This window comes from Leisingera sp. MMG026 (genome assembly GCF_021654205.1).
GTDB lineage: Bacteria > Pseudomonadota > Alphaproteobacteria > Rhodobacterales > Rhodobacteraceae > Leisingera.
In genome coordinates this window covers 83,186-97,774 of record NZ_JAKFZM010000019.1, presented here as the reverse complement: position 1 = coordinate 97,774, position 14,589 = coordinate 83,186, and the positions used below count along the sequence as shown (strand labels likewise).

General features: G+C 59.6%; 14 protein-coding genes, 1 pseudogene and 1 riboswitch. Of the genes and pseudogenes, 7 read left to right on the top strand and 8 right to left on the bottom strand.

The features are described from left to right. Nucleotides 1-225: 225 nt before the first annotated feature. A pseudogene (locus L1069_RS12525) lies at nucleotides 226-1,395 on the bottom strand (IS3 family transposase). 118 nt (nucleotides 1,396-1,513) lie between these two features. Then, nucleotides 1,514-1,729, top strand: a riboswitch (cobalamin riboswitch). Between the two features lie 140 nt (nucleotides 1,730-1,869). Here L1069_RS12525 and L1069_RS12520 point away from each other — a divergent pair. From L1069_RS12520 to L1069_RS12495, 6 genes are all read left to right on the top strand, one after another. After that, nucleotides 1,870-2,655, top strand: a complete 786-nt coding sequence (locus L1069_RS12520; RefSeq protein WP_134830867.1) for a DUF4198 domain-containing protein — start codon at nucleotides 1,870-1,872, stop codon at nucleotides 2,653-2,655. A 10-nt stretch (nucleotides 2,656-2,665) separates the two neighbouring features. Continuing rightward, nucleotides 2,666-3,283 carry a cobalt transporter CbiM gene (cbiM, locus tag L1069_RS12515; RefSeq protein WP_237455887.1) on the top strand — a complete coding sequence of 206 codons (618 nt, stop codon included), beginning with the start codon at nucleotides 2,666-2,668 and terminating at the stop codon, nucleotides 3,281-3,283. Next, nucleotides 3,280-3,873, top strand: coding sequence for a cobalt ABC transporter permease (locus L1069_RS12510; RefSeq protein WP_237455886.1), 594 nt, complete (start codon nucleotides 3,280-3,282; stop codon nucleotides 3,871-3,873). The genes cbiM and L1069_RS12510 overlap by 4 nt, the downstream gene beginning before the upstream one ends. After that, nucleotides 3,870-4,658, top strand: a complete 789-nt coding sequence (cbiQ, locus tag L1069_RS12505) for a cobalt ECF transporter T component CbiQ (RefSeq protein ID WP_237455885.1) — start codon at nucleotides 3,870-3,872, stop codon at nucleotides 4,656-4,658. The genes L1069_RS12510 and cbiQ overlap by 4 nt, the downstream gene beginning before the upstream one ends. Next, on the top strand, nucleotides 4,645-5,295 hold the full coding sequence (locus L1069_RS12500; protein ID WP_134830864.1) for an ABC transporter ATP-binding protein: 651 nt from the start codon (nucleotides 4,645-4,647) through the stop codon (nucleotides 5,293-5,295). The genes cbiQ and L1069_RS12500 overlap by 14 nt, the downstream gene beginning before the upstream one ends. Nucleotides 5,296-5,519: 224 nt before the next feature. Beyond that, complete coding sequence (locus L1069_RS12495; protein WP_237455884.1) at nucleotides 5,520-6,944, top strand: aminotransferase class V-fold PLP-dependent enzyme; 1,425 nt, start codon at nucleotides 5,520-5,522, stop codon at nucleotides 6,942-6,944. Between the two features lie 206 nt (nucleotides 6,945-7,150). On the opposite strand, the gene maiA is transcribed toward L1069_RS12495, so the two are convergent. From maiA to hmgA, 7 genes are all read right to left on the bottom strand, one after another. After that, the gene (gene maiA, locus L1069_RS12490) at nucleotides 7,151-7,783 is read right to left on the bottom strand and encodes a maleylacetoacetate isomerase (RefSeq protein WP_237455883.1); all 633 of its coding nucleotides are present in this window, start codon (nucleotides 7,781-7,783) and stop codon (nucleotides 7,151-7,153) included. Nucleotides 7,784-7,843: 60 nt separating this feature from the next. Continuing rightward, on the bottom strand, nucleotides 7,844-8,386 hold the full coding sequence (locus tag L1069_RS12485; RefSeq protein ID WP_237455882.1) for a VOC family protein: 543 nt from the start codon (nucleotides 8,384-8,386) through the stop codon (nucleotides 7,844-7,846). Continuing rightward, the gene (locus L1069_RS12480) at nucleotides 8,383-8,598 is read right to left on the bottom strand and encodes a DUF2783 domain-containing protein (protein ID WP_129369267.1); all 216 of its coding nucleotides are present in this window, start codon (nucleotides 8,596-8,598) and stop codon (nucleotides 8,383-8,385) included. Before L1069_RS12480 ends, L1069_RS12485 begins: the two co-directional genes overlap by 4 nt. Nucleotides 8,599-8,603: 5 nt before the next feature. Beyond that, on the bottom strand, nucleotides 8,604-10,214 hold the full coding sequence (locus L1069_RS12475; protein WP_237455881.1) for an FAD-dependent oxidoreductase: 1,611 nt from the start codon (nucleotides 10,212-10,214) through the stop codon (nucleotides 8,604-8,606). A gap of 149 nt (nucleotides 10,215-10,363) precedes the next feature. Next, nucleotides 10,364-11,314: an MBL fold metallo-hydrolase gene (locus L1069_RS12470; RefSeq protein WP_237455880.1), complete on the bottom strand. Its 951-nt coding sequence runs from the start codon at nucleotides 11,312-11,314 to the stop codon at nucleotides 10,364-10,366. Between the two features lie 11 nt (nucleotides 11,315-11,325). Further along, nucleotides 11,326-12,582 (bottom strand): fumarylacetoacetase, encoded by a 1,257-nt coding sequence (gene fahA / locus L1069_RS12465; protein ID WP_237455879.1) that lies wholly within the window; start codon nucleotides 12,580-12,582, stop codon nucleotides 11,326-11,328. Between the two features lie 107 nt (nucleotides 12,583-12,689). Next, nucleotides 12,690-14,045 (bottom strand): homogentisate 1,2-dioxygenase, encoded by a 1,356-nt coding sequence (hmgA, locus tag L1069_RS12460; protein ID WP_237455878.1) that lies wholly within the window; start codon nucleotides 14,043-14,045, stop codon nucleotides 12,690-12,692. 71 nt (nucleotides 14,046-14,116) lie between these two features. Here hmgA and L1069_RS12455 point away from each other — a divergent pair, with 71 nt between their 5' ends. Next, nucleotides 14,117-14,557: a MarR family transcriptional regulator gene (locus L1069_RS12455; protein ID WP_129369272.1), complete on the top strand. Its 441-nt coding sequence runs from the start codon at nucleotides 14,117-14,119 to the stop codon at nucleotides 14,555-14,557. The last annotated feature ends 32 nt before the right edge of the window (nucleotides 14,558-14,589 follow it).

Here is a 14,589-nt window from a genome sequence, read left to right as displayed (position 1 = left end):
ACACAATTTCCTCAGACATATCAAAGGCTTCGGATCTACTGTCCGAAGCCTTCTTCGTGTCCGCGCCTTCCGCACCCGCCGCAAGCCGCAAGAGACCGGCCAGATCCCCCTCCAGCGTCAGATCCAGGCCAGCGCCCGCCGACGCAGGCGTCAGCACGATCCGCTCCACCAATGCGCGCAGTGACTCTGGACCTGTCGCGGTTTCGTGCCGCCCCAGGTGCTCGTTTAAGCCACTTTCCGTTCGAACGCGACTGGGCTTTTCCAGCCTAAGGCAGAGTGCCGTCGGCGCGGATTGTAGAGGCCGTTTATGTAGTTAAAGATCGCCATCTCCGCTGTCCGTCGCGTTGGCCATGACCTTCGCCAGATCAGCTCTGCCTTGATCGTCTTGAAGAAGGTCTCGACGGCCGCATTGTCATAGCAATTTCCTTTGCCGCTCATCCACTGCCCCGGCAGTGCATGTTTACATGCATGAGAGGGGGACACGCTGAACCCGTGTTGTCGCAGGATTTTCTGATAGTCATGAGCACAGTATTGCGATCCACGATCCGTATGATGAATGCAGCCCATAGGCGGTGATCTGAAGGCTATAGCCATGTTCAGCGCCCGGATCGCCAAGTCCCGCTTCATCCGATTGCTGATGGCCCAACCGATGACCCGCCGAGAATGCAGGTCCAGGATGACAGCGAGGTATAGCCAACCCTCACGGGTCCAGACGTAACTGATATCGCCAGCCCACTTTTTGGTTTGGTTGGTCGGCAATGAAGTTCCGATCCAGCAGATTGGGTGCGATGTTGAACTTGTGGTCGCTATCCGTCGTGGCCTTGTGTTTGCGGGTCCTAACAATGGATATGCCGTTCTGTCGCATCAATCTGCCCACACGCCGATGCCCAACATTCAGGCCGATCTCCTTCAGCTCTTCAGTCATGCGTGGCCGACCATAGCTGCCCAGGCTGACACGCGATTGCTCCTTGATGTGGGCCAATGTCACCAGATCAGATCTCTGCCTGCGACTGGCAGGGCGGCTGCGGAATGCACGCAAACCACGCGCACTCACGTCCATTACCTTACACAAGCGTGCTGTTGGAAACTGATTTCGGTGTTCTTCAATGAACTTAAACCTCACGGCTTTTGGCTCGCGAAGAACACCGTGGCCTTTTTTAAGATTTCCCTTTCCTCCTTATGAATGCGGTTCTCGCGCCGAAGCCGATCATTCTCTTTGGCAAGGCTCAAATCCTCCTTCGACACTACACCGGTGTCTCGGTGTGCCGTGATCCATTTGTCAAACGTTGACAGGCCAACATCAAGATCATCAGCAACCTGCTTGCGTGTAAGTGCGCTGGTCAGCGCTATGAGCACCGCATCAGCTCGGAATTCGTCCGTCCGTTTCGTGCCCATACTTCGTCTCCTTTGGTGCAGTAAATGCTATCAAAGGGGCGGCATCAAACCGCGACAGGTCCACTCATTCGGCAATTGAACAGAAGACGGGAAGCTTGACTCAGTAAAATGGTTTTGCCATTCAGCAAGTGTGACCGGTTCCGCGAGTGTTTCAATGCGCAGCGGAAGAAATAGGGAACACGGTGCGGCGTACCCATTAGGGACCAAATCCGTGACTGCCCCCGCAACTGTGAGCGGTGAGTGACGCTGAACATGCCACTGGGATCTTTCCCGGGAAGGCCAGCCGAACCAAGACCCGCGAGTCAGGAGACCTGCCGGACACAGGGCAAAGACTTCGCTAGCGGAGTGTCTGCCCTTTTCCACCGGACGCCGGGGTGCGCGTCTGGCGCGGCTGCCGTTCAGGCTTCTCCGTGCCACTCTCCCCGTTGTTCATTCCTGATTGCAGGTGCGCCTGTGTCGTCGAATGAGGACGAAATGAAACTGAATTATCTGGCTGCAGCTCTGGCCATATCCCTGCCGGTCACCGCATCGGCGCATTTCCAGCTGAACTACACTGAAAACGTGCTGATCGGGAAGCCCGGCGATGTGCCGATGGGGCTGGTGTTCTGGCACCCGCTGGAAAACGGCCATGTGATGGACATGGGCAAACCTGAAGAATTTTTTATGGTTCACAAGGGCGAAAAGGTTGATCTTTCGGACCGCTTGGAACCGGCCACATTCAAGGGCGCGGAGAACGAAGCCGCCGCCTACAGGGCGTCGGTTCCGGTCAAGCGCTCGGGCGACTATGTGGTGGTGACTGTGCCCGCGCCCTATTATGAGGAAAGCGAAGACATCTATATTCAGCAGATTTCCAAAGTCGTGCTGAACCGCAACACCCTGCCCACCGATTGGGATCAGCCGGTGGGCCTGGAAACCGAGATCCTGCCGTTGAACAAGCCCTATAACGTCATTGTCGGCTCTACCTTCTCAGGTCAGGTGCTGGCGGATGGCAAGCCGGTTCCTGGTGCCGAAATCGAGGTTGAATTCATGGCATCAGAGCCTGACCTTGCGGCCTTTTCCACAACCAACCCGACGGTTCAGCCGATGTCCGGCGGCGCCATCGTTGCGATTGCAGACCAGAATGGCGTCTTTTCCTTTGGCATTCCGAAAGCGGGCCACTGGGGCTTTGCTGCTCTCGGCTCCGGCCCGGCGACTGAGCATGACGGCAAGGAACTCAGCCAGGACGCTGTGTTGTGGATCCACGCTGAAGAGCTGAAGTGAGAATAGCACCATGCATATCGTAGACGGCGCATTGTCGAATCCGGTTGTGATCGGCGGCGCGGTTGCCGCCGTCGGCGGTATCGCCATGGGGCTGCGGAGCCTGCCGCTGGAACGTATTCCGGCGGCGGGGGTTCTTTCGGCCAGTTTCTTTGTGGCCTCCCTGATCCATGTCCCGATCGGGCCGAGTTCGGTTCACCTGATCCTGAACGGGCTTGCGGGGCTGGTTCTGGGCTGGGCGGCCTTTCCGGCCCTGTTTGTCGGCCTCTTGCTGCAGGCGGTGTTCTTTGGCTTTGGCGGGCTGACCGTGCTGGGCGTGAACGCCGTGAACATCGCCCTGCCTGCAGTTCTGGTCGGGCTGATTTTCCGACCGCTGGTGGCCCGCGGCTCGCCTCTGCAGGGCGCCATCTGGGGCGGTATCGGCGGCGGCGCGGCCATTGCTGCCACAACACTTGCTGTTGCAGTCTCGCTGATGTTGTCCGGCGATGAGTTTGTCCTGGCAGCGAAACTGGTGTTCTTTTCCCATATCCCGGTGGTGATCATCGAAGCGCTTTTGTCCGGTGCTGCCATTTTCCTGGCGCGGCGTGTGAAGCCCGAGCTGTTTTTCGACACAAAAGGAAGCCTTGCATGATCCGCTCCTGCATTCTGATCCTTGCACTGCTGGCGCCGCTCCCGGTGATGGCACACAATGTTATCTCAGCTGTCTTTCCGTCCGGTTCCGACATTGAAGGCGAAGTGGGCTTTTCCAACGGTGACATGGCCGCGGACCTGCTGATTGAGATCTTTGACGCGGCCGGCAGCAAGCTGGGAGAGTCCAGAACCGACGGTGACGGCTTTTTCCTGTTCACCCCGTCGGAGCCTGTGACACATATCTTCCGCGGCGATCTGGGTGCTGGCCACGTGGCCGAGATGATGATGGACGGTGCGGAAGTCGCGCAGATCATTGGGCAAAGCCCGGGCGCGGCAGCAGTTTCAGCGGCTGCTGCCCCGGACACTTCTGCAGCGCCGGCGGCGGCAGGGTCCGCGGGCCTCTCCGATCAAACCCGCTCCGAGCTTGCCACCATGATGCGCAATGAACTGCGCCCGCTCCGGCAGGAGCTGACAGCGTTCAAGAACAAGTCGGACTTTCAATCCGTGCTTGGCGGCATCGGCTATATCTGCGGCCTGTTCGGGCTGGGCTTCTACATTGCGGCACGCCGCAAGATCGGCAGCAGCGCATGACCTATGTTCTGACGAGCGAGGAAAAACCGCTCGGCGGTTTCGGCACCTTCCACGCCAAGGTCACAGCAATTGACCCGCGGATGCGCATCGTGATGACGGCCGCCTATGCGGTGGTGGTTGTCTCGCTCAGCAATCTTTGGGTTCTGGCGGCCGCTCTCGGCCTGTCGATGTGGTTGCTGGCCTTCTCTGGCCTGCCGCCCCGGAAAACGCTGAAACGGATGGCGATGATGGACAGTTTCATCATCTTCATGCTGGTGCTGCTGCCGTTTACAGTGCCGGGAACCCCGGCCCTGTCCATTTGGGGGCTGGAGGCCAGCTGGGAAGGCCTGTGGCGTGCAACCGAGATTGCCCTTACCGCCAATGCGGTGATCCTTGCGGTTATGACACTGGTGGGTTCGATGGAGCCGGTAACCATGGGCCACGCGCTCTTTGCCCTCAAGATGCCAGAGCGGCTGGTGCACCTGATGATGTTCACCATCCGATACATCGACGTTCTGCGCGAGGAATACCAGCGCCTGCGCACCTCGATGAAGCTGCGCGGCTTCCGCCCCGGCACCAATTGGCACACCTACCGCAGCTACGGCTACCTGGTTGGCATGATGCTGGTGCGCTCCATCGAACGGTCGGAGCGCATTCTGGCGGCGATGAAATGCCGGGGGTTCTCCGGCCGCATCATCCTGCTGGAGGATTTTCGTTTCAACCGGTCCGACCTGCTGTTTGCCGCGGCGTTGTCCGCCGCACTTGCTGCCCTGATCTGGGCGGAGGCCGCCTATGCCGCTTCTTGATTTGAACAATATCCACTTTGCCTACCCGGGGCTTGATCCGGTGCTGGAAGGCGCCTCGATGCGGCTCAACGCTGGTGAACGGTTGTCGATTTCCGGGCCCAACGGCGCCGGAAAATCGACACTGCTGAAAATCATTATGGGGCTGCTTGTTCCCGCCAGCGGCACCGTCACCGCCTTTGGCAAGCCTTGCATGGCGGAAGCGGATTTTCACGAGATGCGCCGCCGCGTGGGCTTTGTGTTTCAGGACGCCGACGACCAGCTCTTCTGCCCGACCGTGGCCGAGGATGTGGCCTTTGGTCCGCTCAACCTGGGCAAATCCAAACAGGATGCCTTGGCAATTGTTGACAGCGTGCTGACCCGCCTGGAGCTGATGCATCTGCGCGACCGGGTGACCCACAAACTGTCGGGCGGCGAGAAGAGGCTGGTGACACTGGCCACGGTGCTGGCCATGGAGCCGGCAGTGCTTATTCTGGATGAGCCGACCAACGCACTGGACCCGGACAACTACGCGCGGCTGGCCGGGATCCTGAAAGGGCTTGATCAGGCAATCCTTCTGGTCAGCCATGACCAGGAATTCCGTAAACAGATTGCTCCTGGAGGATATCGCTTGAAGGGCCGCGAGCTTATACGGGCTTAGGACGTGCGGCTAATCGAACACGAATGGCCCAAACATGAACCGGCACCCGAAAAAGCCCCTGCCCAACAACCCGTCCCTCGCTCCAGGCTGGGCGGCAGGCAGCTGGCGGGTTCTCCAATCCGCCACGACCGGCCGCATTGCCAAAATGGCATTGGTCGCTCAAGGGAACTCGGAATCCGTGCTACTTTTCGACGTGTTGTTAAAAAGTAGGAGGGATATGTGAGATGGATCGTGTTCGGCGTGGCTTGAGTGATGGGCAAGCGGTAGCTTTAGAAACAGCATACAGAGCGGCGAAGGCTTTTCGCGAGGATCTGCCTCAGGGGCTGGCCCGCCCCAGCTTGGAACTTGGCGAAGCTGCAAACCGCTTCCTGGGGCCTCTTGCTGAAACAGGGGTGCCGGAGAGTAAGGTTATCGAGGATATCGTGCAGCAGGCTGACGGCGGGCTGCACAAAATGGCAGCCCCGACCTTCTTCGGCTATGTCCTTGGTGCGTCGCATCCCGTTGGTGTAGCTGCTGATTTCTTAGTGTCAGCCTGGGGGCAAAACGCGGGTTCATCCTTTGAGACACCAGCAATCACGGGTATGGAGCGCGCCGTCTGCAACTGGGTTATTGAATTGCTGTCGCTGCCTGCCGAAAGCGGAGCCGGATTGGTGACCGGCGGTACGGTTGCAAACATGGCTGGCATTATGGCGGCACGCCATGCGCTGCTGGCCGCTCAGGGTTGGGATGTCGAAGCTGATGGGCTTTTCGGGGCACCGGAGATTCCGGTTCTGATCGGGCAAGACGCACATTCTGCGCCATTTGCAGCCCTGCGCTACGCCGGATTTGGAGCAAGCCGCACACAAACTGTAGCTGCCGACAGCGAAGGGAGGATTAAGCCGGACGCATTTCGGGCAGCAATAAACCGGTGCAGCAAACCGCCGCTTGTGATCCTGCAGGCAGGTCAAATAAACACTGGCGCCTTCGATCCGTTTGACGAATTGATCCCAATGGTACGCGAGAAGAAGGGCTGGGTTCATGTCGATGGAGCGTTCGGGCTATGGCTCGCTGCAGTGCCCGAGCTTGCAAATCGGCTGGAGGGGGTCGGCGAAGCGGACAGCTGGGCAATCGACCTGCACAAGTGGCTTAACGCACCTTTCGATGCCGGCATGGTTATAGTACGCGACCGTGCGCCGCTCGTTGCGTCGATGTCTGCCCGTGGCGCCTATCTGCCTGAGACCACTGAGCATTGGGAGCCAAGTGATTCAACGCCTGAGTTATCCCGGCGGGCAAGAGGTGTCCCTAGCTATGCGATACTGCGGCATCTCGGCCGGGCTGGTGTTCGCGAACTTGTAGCGCACCATTGCCGCCTCGCGGAGCGGATTGCCCGAACGGTGTCAAACGAGCCCGGCTTAACAGTCCTGAACCGGATCCACAGCAACCAGGTTGCGATTTGCTGCGGCGACGGGGCGGATGGCGACAAGCTCACTATGCAGGTCCTGCGGCGTGTTCAGGGAAATGGCAAAGTTTACCCGACACATGGCGAATGGGCTGGCCGCAAGATCATTCGAGCTTCTGTCATTGGATACGGCATGCAGGAAGAAGATGCTGACCTTCTTTCAACTGAATTAATTGATGCTTATCGCCACTGCGTCGCCAATGTTCGCTGAATGGCTTGAATAGCAACTTGAAGCCCCTCCAGTTTACGCAAGCGGCAGGTGCCGCGAAAACCGGCTAGCCCTGCGGGAAGATTGCTTAATTTGAAATGCTGCACCCGATGTGCGCCTGTCCTGCCTGCGCCCCTGGCGCACGCAGACACCCGCCAACGCCTCGTTCTGTTGCATATTTATGCCGGTGCAACATGCGGCGTGGCTGGTCAGCGGAGTTGATCCGGGTGCGCCGTGGCAAAAGCAGGGTGCGCCGCGCAGGCTGTTTCCACGGCGCAGATCCGTGGCAGGTCCGAAAAGTCCACTTCCCAGCGGCGTGCATTGTAAAGCTGCGGCATCAGGCAGATATCGGCGAGCCCCGGGGTTTTTCCAATGCAAAAGGGCGACTGGCTGAAGCTGGTAAGTAATGCCTCAAACGCTTGCAGGCCAGGCCGGATGAAATGCTGCATCCAGGCCTTGGGCATGTCTGCCGCACCCCTGCTGAGCTGGGTCGCGTGTCTGGCCACTTGCAAGTTACAGACCGGATGCACATCCACCGCAACCGAATGGGCCAACGCCCGTGCCCTGGCACGCAGGCCTGGGTCTTTGGGCAATAGGCCGAGGTTCCGGGTTTCGTCCAGGTAGTCCAAAATCCCCAGTGATTGGGTCAGACGCAGCCCGTCGATCTCAAGCACCGGTACAAAGCCCTGCGGGTTGCGGGCCAGGTGCTCCGGGCTCTTGTGCTCGCCCTTAACCAGATCAACCGGGACCGAGGTGTATTCGATTTCACCCAGGTTCAGCGCGATGCGCAGCCGGTAGCTGGCCGATGATCGCCAGTAGTCAAAAAGAAGCGTGCTGCCCATCGGCGTCCTCCGGTGCTGAGGAGGCAGCCCGATGGGCTGCCTTAATTGGTTTGGCCATATTCAGGTCTTATGCAATTCCTTGGCGTGCAGCCATTCGGCATGCTTGGGGGCCTTCTTGGTCTTGGACCATTCCTCCAGCATCTCCCATTTCACCGCGTCCAGTTTTTGCAGCAACGCCTCTTCCTCGGGATCCGGACAGGCCAGTTCCACCCGGTGGCCGTTCGGGTCGAAGAAGTAGATCGAGTGGAAGATCGAGTGGTCAGTGACGCCCAGAACTTCGACCCCATTGGCCTCCAGATGCTCCTTGAACTGGATCAGGGTCTCGCGGTCTTTCACCTTGAAGGCGATATGCTGCACCCAGACCGGCGTGTTGCGGTCGCGGTCCATCTCCGGCTTGGTCGGCAGTTCAAAGAAGGCCAGGACGTTGCCGTTACCTGCATCCATGAAGATATGCATGTAGGGGTCGGGTTCATGCGTTGATGGAACATGGTCCTCGGCAATCGCCAGGACAAAGTCCATGTTCAGCATCTTGTTGTACCACTCTACCGTCTGTTTGGCGTCCTTGCAGCGGTAGGCGACGTGGTGGATCTGTTCGATTTTCAAGCGGTGTCCTCCCCAGGTTTCAGCGCGGCCGCGGCCAGCGCCTGTTTCAGGATCGCGCGTTTTCCAATGTGATTAGCCAGCACCAGCACCAGACGCGCATTCAGCGCATCGCTTTCGGCTTTGCTGAGGCCCTCATGCGCGGTCAGGAGATCTGCATAGAAATCGTCGGCGCGCTCGAGGTTGGCGGTCAGGATCAATTGGTCTTCGGTCATCTTGATCACTCCTTGCCGATGGCCCGGCGGATTGCGTGCCGGAACTGGTTTTCGTCAAAGCCGGGGCGGCGGGCAGCAACATGCTGGTCCGGGCGGATCAGGTAAACACCGCTGTCATGCTTGCCCAGATACCGTTCCTTCAGCGCCAGCGTCTTGTCATCCTTGATGGAGAGCGCCAGCCGGGTGACTTCAATACCTTCTTCCTCGATCACATCGGGGGCATCGGCGTCGATGGTGAGCAGCACGAATTTATCTCCCAGCTTGTCTAACAAGAATCCGTCGCCCAGCGGCACGTCGGGGCAGGAAGAGCCTGGGCGGGTACGCTCTGGCCCGTCCAGTGCATCTGCCGAATTCAGCGGCGAGCCGTCATAGGTGCAAGGCACCGACAGCCGGCCCGAGTTCACCAGCGGACGGGCGAATTCAAACTGTTCGGACAGGTCCAGAACCGCGTCACGCAGCACCCGGCTCATCTCGGACTTGGGCGTGATGAAATCGGTGGAGCGCGATGAGTTCAGGATGTTTTCATCCGCACCGTGAACCCGCTCGGTATCATAGCTGTCCAGCAGGCTTTCCGGCGCGGTGCCGTCGATCACCATCTGCAGCTTCCAGCACAGGTTGTCGGTGTCCTGGATGCCGGAGTTCGCGCCGCGGGCCCCAAAGGGCGAGACCTGATGCGCGGCATCGCCGGCAAACAGCACCCGGCCATGGCGGAATTGCTCCATCCGGCGGCATTGGAATGTGTAGATCGACACCCACTCCAGCTCGAACTTCACGTCCTCCCCCAGCATCGCCTTGAGGCGCGGGATCACGTTTTCCGGGCGTTTCTCGCGCTCCTTGTCGATATCCCATCCCAATTGCAGATCAATCCGCCAGACACCGTCCGGTTGCTTGTGCAAAAGCGCCGACTGTCCTTTGTTGAATGGCGGGTCGAACCAGAACCAGCGTTCGGTCGGAAAATCCGCCTCCATAATTACATCGGCGATCAGGAAGTTGTCCTCGAACACCCGGCCGACGAAATCCAGTCCCAGCATCCGCCGGGTCGGAGAGCCTGCGCCGTCGCAGGCGATCAGCCAATCGGCCTCCAGGTTATAGGAGTCTTCGGGCGTGTCGATTTCCAATGTCACATGGCTGGGATGAGTGCCGATGGCCGAAACCTTGTTGCGGCCGCGGATTTCGATTGGTGCGCCCTGCTGCTGCAGCTCGCGAACCCGGTTCACCAGGTATTCCTCAAAGTAATACTGCTGCAGATTGATGAAGGCGGGGCGTTTGTGGCCTTCCTCCGGCAGCAGATTGAAGTCATAGACCTGACGTTCGTCAAAGAACACCTTGCCGGCATTCCACTGCACGCCCTTGTCCACCATCGGCTGGCCGCAGCCCAACCGGTCGAGGATCTCCAGGGGCCGCTTGGCAAAGCAGATCGCCCGGGAGCCGAAGCTCACCTTGTCGTTGTCATCCAGAATCACCACTTCGGTGCCGGCTTGCGCCAGGTCTATGGCGGCAGCCAGGCCGATTGGGCCTGCCCCGATCACCACCACCTTGCGGCGCACGGGGGCAGGGGCGTCCTGATCCGCGTGGCGCGCATAGGGGTACAACGGGACTTCAAAGATCTTGTTCATCAGGTCTCCTCCCTAATTCGGGTGCCGTCAGGCACAGCTTTACCGCTTCCCGGCGTGGGCAGCCGAGAGGATGGTCTAGCGTCTCACAGGTTCTGCCGGGGCGAAACGATCTGGATCAAACCGCCCCGGTTGCAATTCCTGGCCGGGGCTCAGCCCTGCAAGGCCTCCCACATCTCCAGATCGCGCTGGGCGGTCCAAGTACGCGGGGTGTCGATGCCGCGGGCCTCGTCATAGGCGCGGGCGACGTTGAAGGGCAGGCAATGCTCGTAGATCGCATAATCCGAGAACTTCGGGTCGCACTCGGCACGCACGGCGTCCCAGGCCTCTTTCAGGGTGCCATTGCGGGCGGCTACCTTGGCGGCGGGACGGTACGTGCTCTCGACAAAGCCGCGGGTGTTTTCGATTGCGGCATTCACCATGTCCTTGCCAACCAGCGCGTCGCCGCGGCCAGGTGCGATGGCGTCCACGTCGAATGACTTGATGTTGTCCAGCGTATCGCCCCAGTCGCTGAAGTGGCCGTCACCGCAGTAGCAGGCGGAGTGGTATTCCACGATGTCACCGGTGAACATAACGTTCTGATCCGGCACATGGATCACGATGTCGCCTGCGGTATGGGCCCGGCCCAGGTGCATCAGATCGACCCGCCGGCTGCCAAGATACACGGTCATATCGTCGGAAAAAGTCGTGGTCGGCCAGGTCAGGCCCGGAATGCTTTCATGGCCTTCGAACAGCCGCGGGAAGCGCTGGAACTCGCTGTCCCAGTCCTCCTGGCCGCGTTCCACCACCATGGCACGGGCCGCATCGCCCATGATGACCTGCTGCGCGCCAAATGCCGAGGCGCCCAGAACCCGCACCGCGTGGTAATGGGTCAGTGCCACATGGGTAATCGGCTTGTCGGTCACTGACCGAACGCATTCTATCACCTTGTTCGCCAGCCGCGGGGTGGCCTGTGCCTCAATAATCATCACGCTGTCGTCGCCGATGATCACACCGGAGTTGGGATCTCCCTCGGCGGTGAAGGCATAAAGTCCTTCTCCAATCTCATCAAAGGTGATTTTCTTTTCGGTCATGTCCCCTTGGGACGCAAAAGCTTTTGCCATGGTGGTCTTCCTTATCTTGCGTAGGGGTCATCAAGGGCGGCCAGAACGGTGCCGGTGCAGTCGCCAAAGCCGATGGAATAGCCGTCGCCCTTTGCCGCGCCCCGCAGGGTCAGCGTGTCGCCATCGGCAATGAAGGAGCGCTCTTCGCCACTGTCCAGCGTCAGTGGCTCCTTGCCGCCCCAGCTCAACTCCAGCAACGAGCCGCGGCTTTCCTTGCTTGGGCCGGAGATGGTGCCGGACCCCAAAAGGTCGCCTGCATTCATCGGGCAGCCCGAGGTGGTGTGATGTGCCAGCTGCTGCGCGGCGGAGTAGTACATTTCCTTGTAGTTGGTTCGCGCGATGGTGGTCGCCTCTTTGCCTTCCGGCGCCATGGTGACTTCCAGGTCGATGTCATAGAGCATCGGCCCGCAGTCTTTCAGGTGGTCCAGCAGCTCCACCTCGCGCTCGGGCGTGTCGCAGCGGAACGGCTCCAGTGCTGCTTTGGTCACAATCCAGGGGCTGATCGAATTGGCGGTCGCCTTGGCCTGGAACGGCCCCAGCGGCTGGTATTCCCAGGCCTGAATGTCGCGCGCCGACCAATCGTTCAGCAGCACATAGCCAAAGATATGGTCATCGGCCTCTTGCACAGTAATCGGACCGTCCGAAGGCGTGCCGACAATGGCGCCCATCTCCAGTTCGATATCGAACCGCGCGCAGGGGGCCCAGCGGGGGGCTGCATCATTGGGGCCTTTCAGCTGTCCCCAGGGGCGGCGCACATCGGTGCCGGAGACCACCACAGAGGATGCCCGTCCGTTATAGCCGATCGGGATATGCAGCCAGTTCGGCGGCAGCGCGTTTTCTGGGCCGCGAAACATTGTGCCGACGTTGAAGGCGTGGTATTTGCCGGCATAGAAGTCGGTATATTCGCTGACCGCAAAAGGCATGTGCAGCTCGGCATCCACAGCGGAGACCAGCAGGGCTTCCACCTTTTCCTGTTCGGCAGCGCCGTCGGAAAGCAGCGCAGTCAGCCGTTCACGCAGTGCGGCCCAAACGGCCGGGCCTTCTTCCATCAGGTCGTTCCAATAGGGCACGTCGAATAGCGGCGCATCGGCCAGCTGGATCAGCCCGGTCTCTTCGGCGGCCTGCATGTCCAGGATCATGTCGCCGATCGCAACACCGCAGCGCGGGTCATCGCCCTCAACGGAAAATACACCATAAGGCAGGTTGTTCAGCGGGAACGGGTGGTTCGCATCATTGGCCGAGGCCACCCAGGATTTCAGCAGAGGCATGGTGTCTCCAGTTTCCGGATCCGAAGATCCATTTCATCTTTTCCGGAAATACTCCGGGGGTGAATGGGCCGGTCAGGCCCAGAGGGGGCAGCGCCCCCTCACCATATTCATTTCAGGCCGGGCGTGCCGTCGAATTTCTTTTCGATGTCGTTCCAGCAGTCGATGTAGTCATCCTGCAGCGGCGCTTCCTTGGCAGCAAAGGCAGTCAGATGTTGCGGGAAGCGGGTCTCGAACATGAAGGACATGGTGTTCTCCAGCTTTTCAGGGCCGAGGTTGGAATTCGACGCGCCCTCGAATGCGTTTTTGTCCGGCCCGTGCGGCAGCATCATGTTGTGCAACGACATGCCGCCTGGGACAAATCCCTGCGGCTTAGCGTCATACTGGCCATAGATGTTGCCCATCAGCTCCGACATGATGTTCTTGTGATACCATGGCGGGCGGAAGGTATTCTCCGCCACCATCCAGCGCTCGCGGAACAGCACAAAGTCGATATTGGCAGTGCCCGGAACGCCCGAAGGAGCGGTCAGAACGGTGAAAATCGACGGATCCGGGTGATCGAACAGGATCGCCCCAACCGGGCAGTAGGTGGTCAGGTCGTATTTGAAAGGTGCATAGTTGCCGTGCCAGGCAACCACATCCAGCGGCGAATGGCCGATCTTGGTCTCGTGGAACTGGCCGCACCATTTGATGGTTACGGTCGAGGGGGCTTCACGATCTTCAAACGCTGCCACCGGCGCCCTGAAGTCGCGCGGATTGGCCATGCAATTGGCGCCGATCGGGCCGCGGCCCGGCAGTTCGAATTTCTGGCCGTAATTTTCGCAGACAAAGCCGCGGCAGGGGCCTTCCAGTACCTCGACCCGGTAAACCAGCCCGCGCGGGAGGATGGCAATTTCCTGCGGCGCCAGATCGATGATGCCCAGTTCTGTCGTAAAACGCAGCCTGCCTTCCTGTGGCACTACCAGCAGTTCGGAATCAGCGGAAAAGAAGTAGCTGTCCACCATCGACTCGGTGACCAGATAGATGTGGCTGGCCATGCCTACTTGCGTGTTCACGTCTCCCGCGGTGGTCATGCTGCGCATGCCGGTGAGCCAGGTGAGGCCTTCATCAGAATGCGGCACCGGATCCCAGCGGTACTGGCCCAGCGAGATCACGTCCGGGTCAACGTAAGGCGCTGATTTCCACAGCGGCAGGTCGATTTTCTCATAACGGTGCGAGTGCTTTACCGACGGGCGGATCCGGTAGCACCAGGTCCGTTCCGGCGGGTCGGCGGTAAAGGCGGTGCCGCTCAGCTGTTCGCCGTAAAGGCCATAGTTGCACTTTTGCGGACTGTTCATACCCTGCGGCAGCGCGCCGGGCAGCGCCTCACTTTCAAAGTCATTGGCAAAACCGGGCATGTAGCCCTCGTTCGGCCCCTGAAGAGAGGGGGCCTGGATCATTTCATGGGGATCGGCGGGCCGATTCATCGCGCGTTTCTCCTCTTGCTGCTTGCGGAATATTAGTTGTTTTTGTAACTAACAAGGGAGAGGGGAGCAAAATGAACGAAAAAGATGATTTTGCCTTGCAGGATTTCCTGCCGTATCTGTTGAACCGGGCGGCTGAGGAAAGCTCGCTGGGTTTCCAAAAACACTACAAAAACCGCTATGGAATGCTGCGCACAGAGTGGAGGGTGCTGTTCCACCTGGGCAACTACGGTGAGATGACCGCCAAGGAAATCGGTACGCGGGCAAAGATCCACAAGACCAAAATCAGCCGCGCCGTGGCCAAACTATCGGAAAAGCGGTTTGTGACCCGCACCCGCGATGAAAATGACCGGCGGGCCGAACATTTGACCCTGACTGCCGCTGGGGAGGCCGCCTATAAAGATCTGCGCGAACATGCGTTGCAGTTCGACACCGGCATCTGCGCCCGGTTCACCACCGGCGAAGTTGCAATTTTGCGGTACATGCTGCGCAATTTAGCAGAGATAGACCCATAGACATCGGCGCCTGGAATACCCAAGTAAGGCGG

What these genes read in the sequence shown, in the direction of transcription:
- L1069_RS12520 (WP_134830867.1), top strand. Translation starts at nt 1,870, where the DNA reads ATGAAACTGAATTATCTGGCTGCAGCTCTGGCCATATCCCTGCCGGTC.
- cbiM (WP_237455887.1), top strand. Translation starts at nt 2,666, where the DNA reads ATGCATATCGTAGACGGCGCATTGTCGAATCCGGTTGTGATCGGCGGC.
- L1069_RS12510 (WP_237455886.1), top strand. Translation starts at nt 3,280, where the DNA reads ATGATCCGCTCCTGCATTCTGATCCTTGCACTGCTGGCGCCGCTCCCG.
- cbiQ (WP_237455885.1), top strand. Translation starts at nt 3,870, where the DNA reads ATGACCTATGTTCTGACGAGCGAGGAAAAACCGCTCGGCGGTTTCGGC.
- L1069_RS12500 (WP_134830864.1), top strand. Translation starts at nt 4,645, where the DNA reads ATGCCGCTTCTTGATTTGAACAATATCCACTTTGCCTACCCGGGGCTT.
- L1069_RS12495 (WP_237455884.1), top strand. Translation starts at nt 5,520, where the DNA reads ATGGATCGTGTTCGGCGTGGCTTGAGTGATGGGCAAGCGGTAGCTTTA.
- maiA (WP_237455883.1), bottom strand. Translation starts at nt 7,783, where the DNA reads ATGGGCAGCACGCTTCTTTTTGACTACTGGCGATCATCGGCCAGCTAC.
- L1069_RS12480 (WP_129369267.1), bottom strand. Translation starts at nt 8,598, where the DNA reads ATGACCGAAGACCAATTGATCCTGACCGCCAACCTCGAGCGCGCCGAC.
- L1069_RS12475 (WP_237455881.1), bottom strand. Translation starts at nt 10,214, where the DNA reads ATGAACAAGATCTTTGAAGTCCCGTTGTACCCCTATGCGCGCCACGCG.
- L1069_RS12470 (WP_237455880.1), bottom strand. Translation starts at nt 11,314, where the DNA reads ATGGCAAAAGCTTTTGCGTCCCAAGGGGACATGACCGAAAAGAAAATC.
- fahA (WP_237455879.1), bottom strand. Translation starts at nt 12,582, where the DNA reads ATGCCTCTGCTGAAATCCTGGGTGGCCTCGGCCAATGATGCGAACCAC.
- hmgA (WP_237455878.1), bottom strand. Translation starts at nt 14,045, where the DNA reads ATGAATCGGCCCGCCGATCCCCATGAAATGATCCAGGCCCCCTCTCTT.
- L1069_RS12455 (WP_129369272.1), top strand. Translation starts at nt 14,117, where the DNA reads ATGAACGAAAAAGATGATTTTGCCTTGCAGGATTTCCTGCCGTATCTG.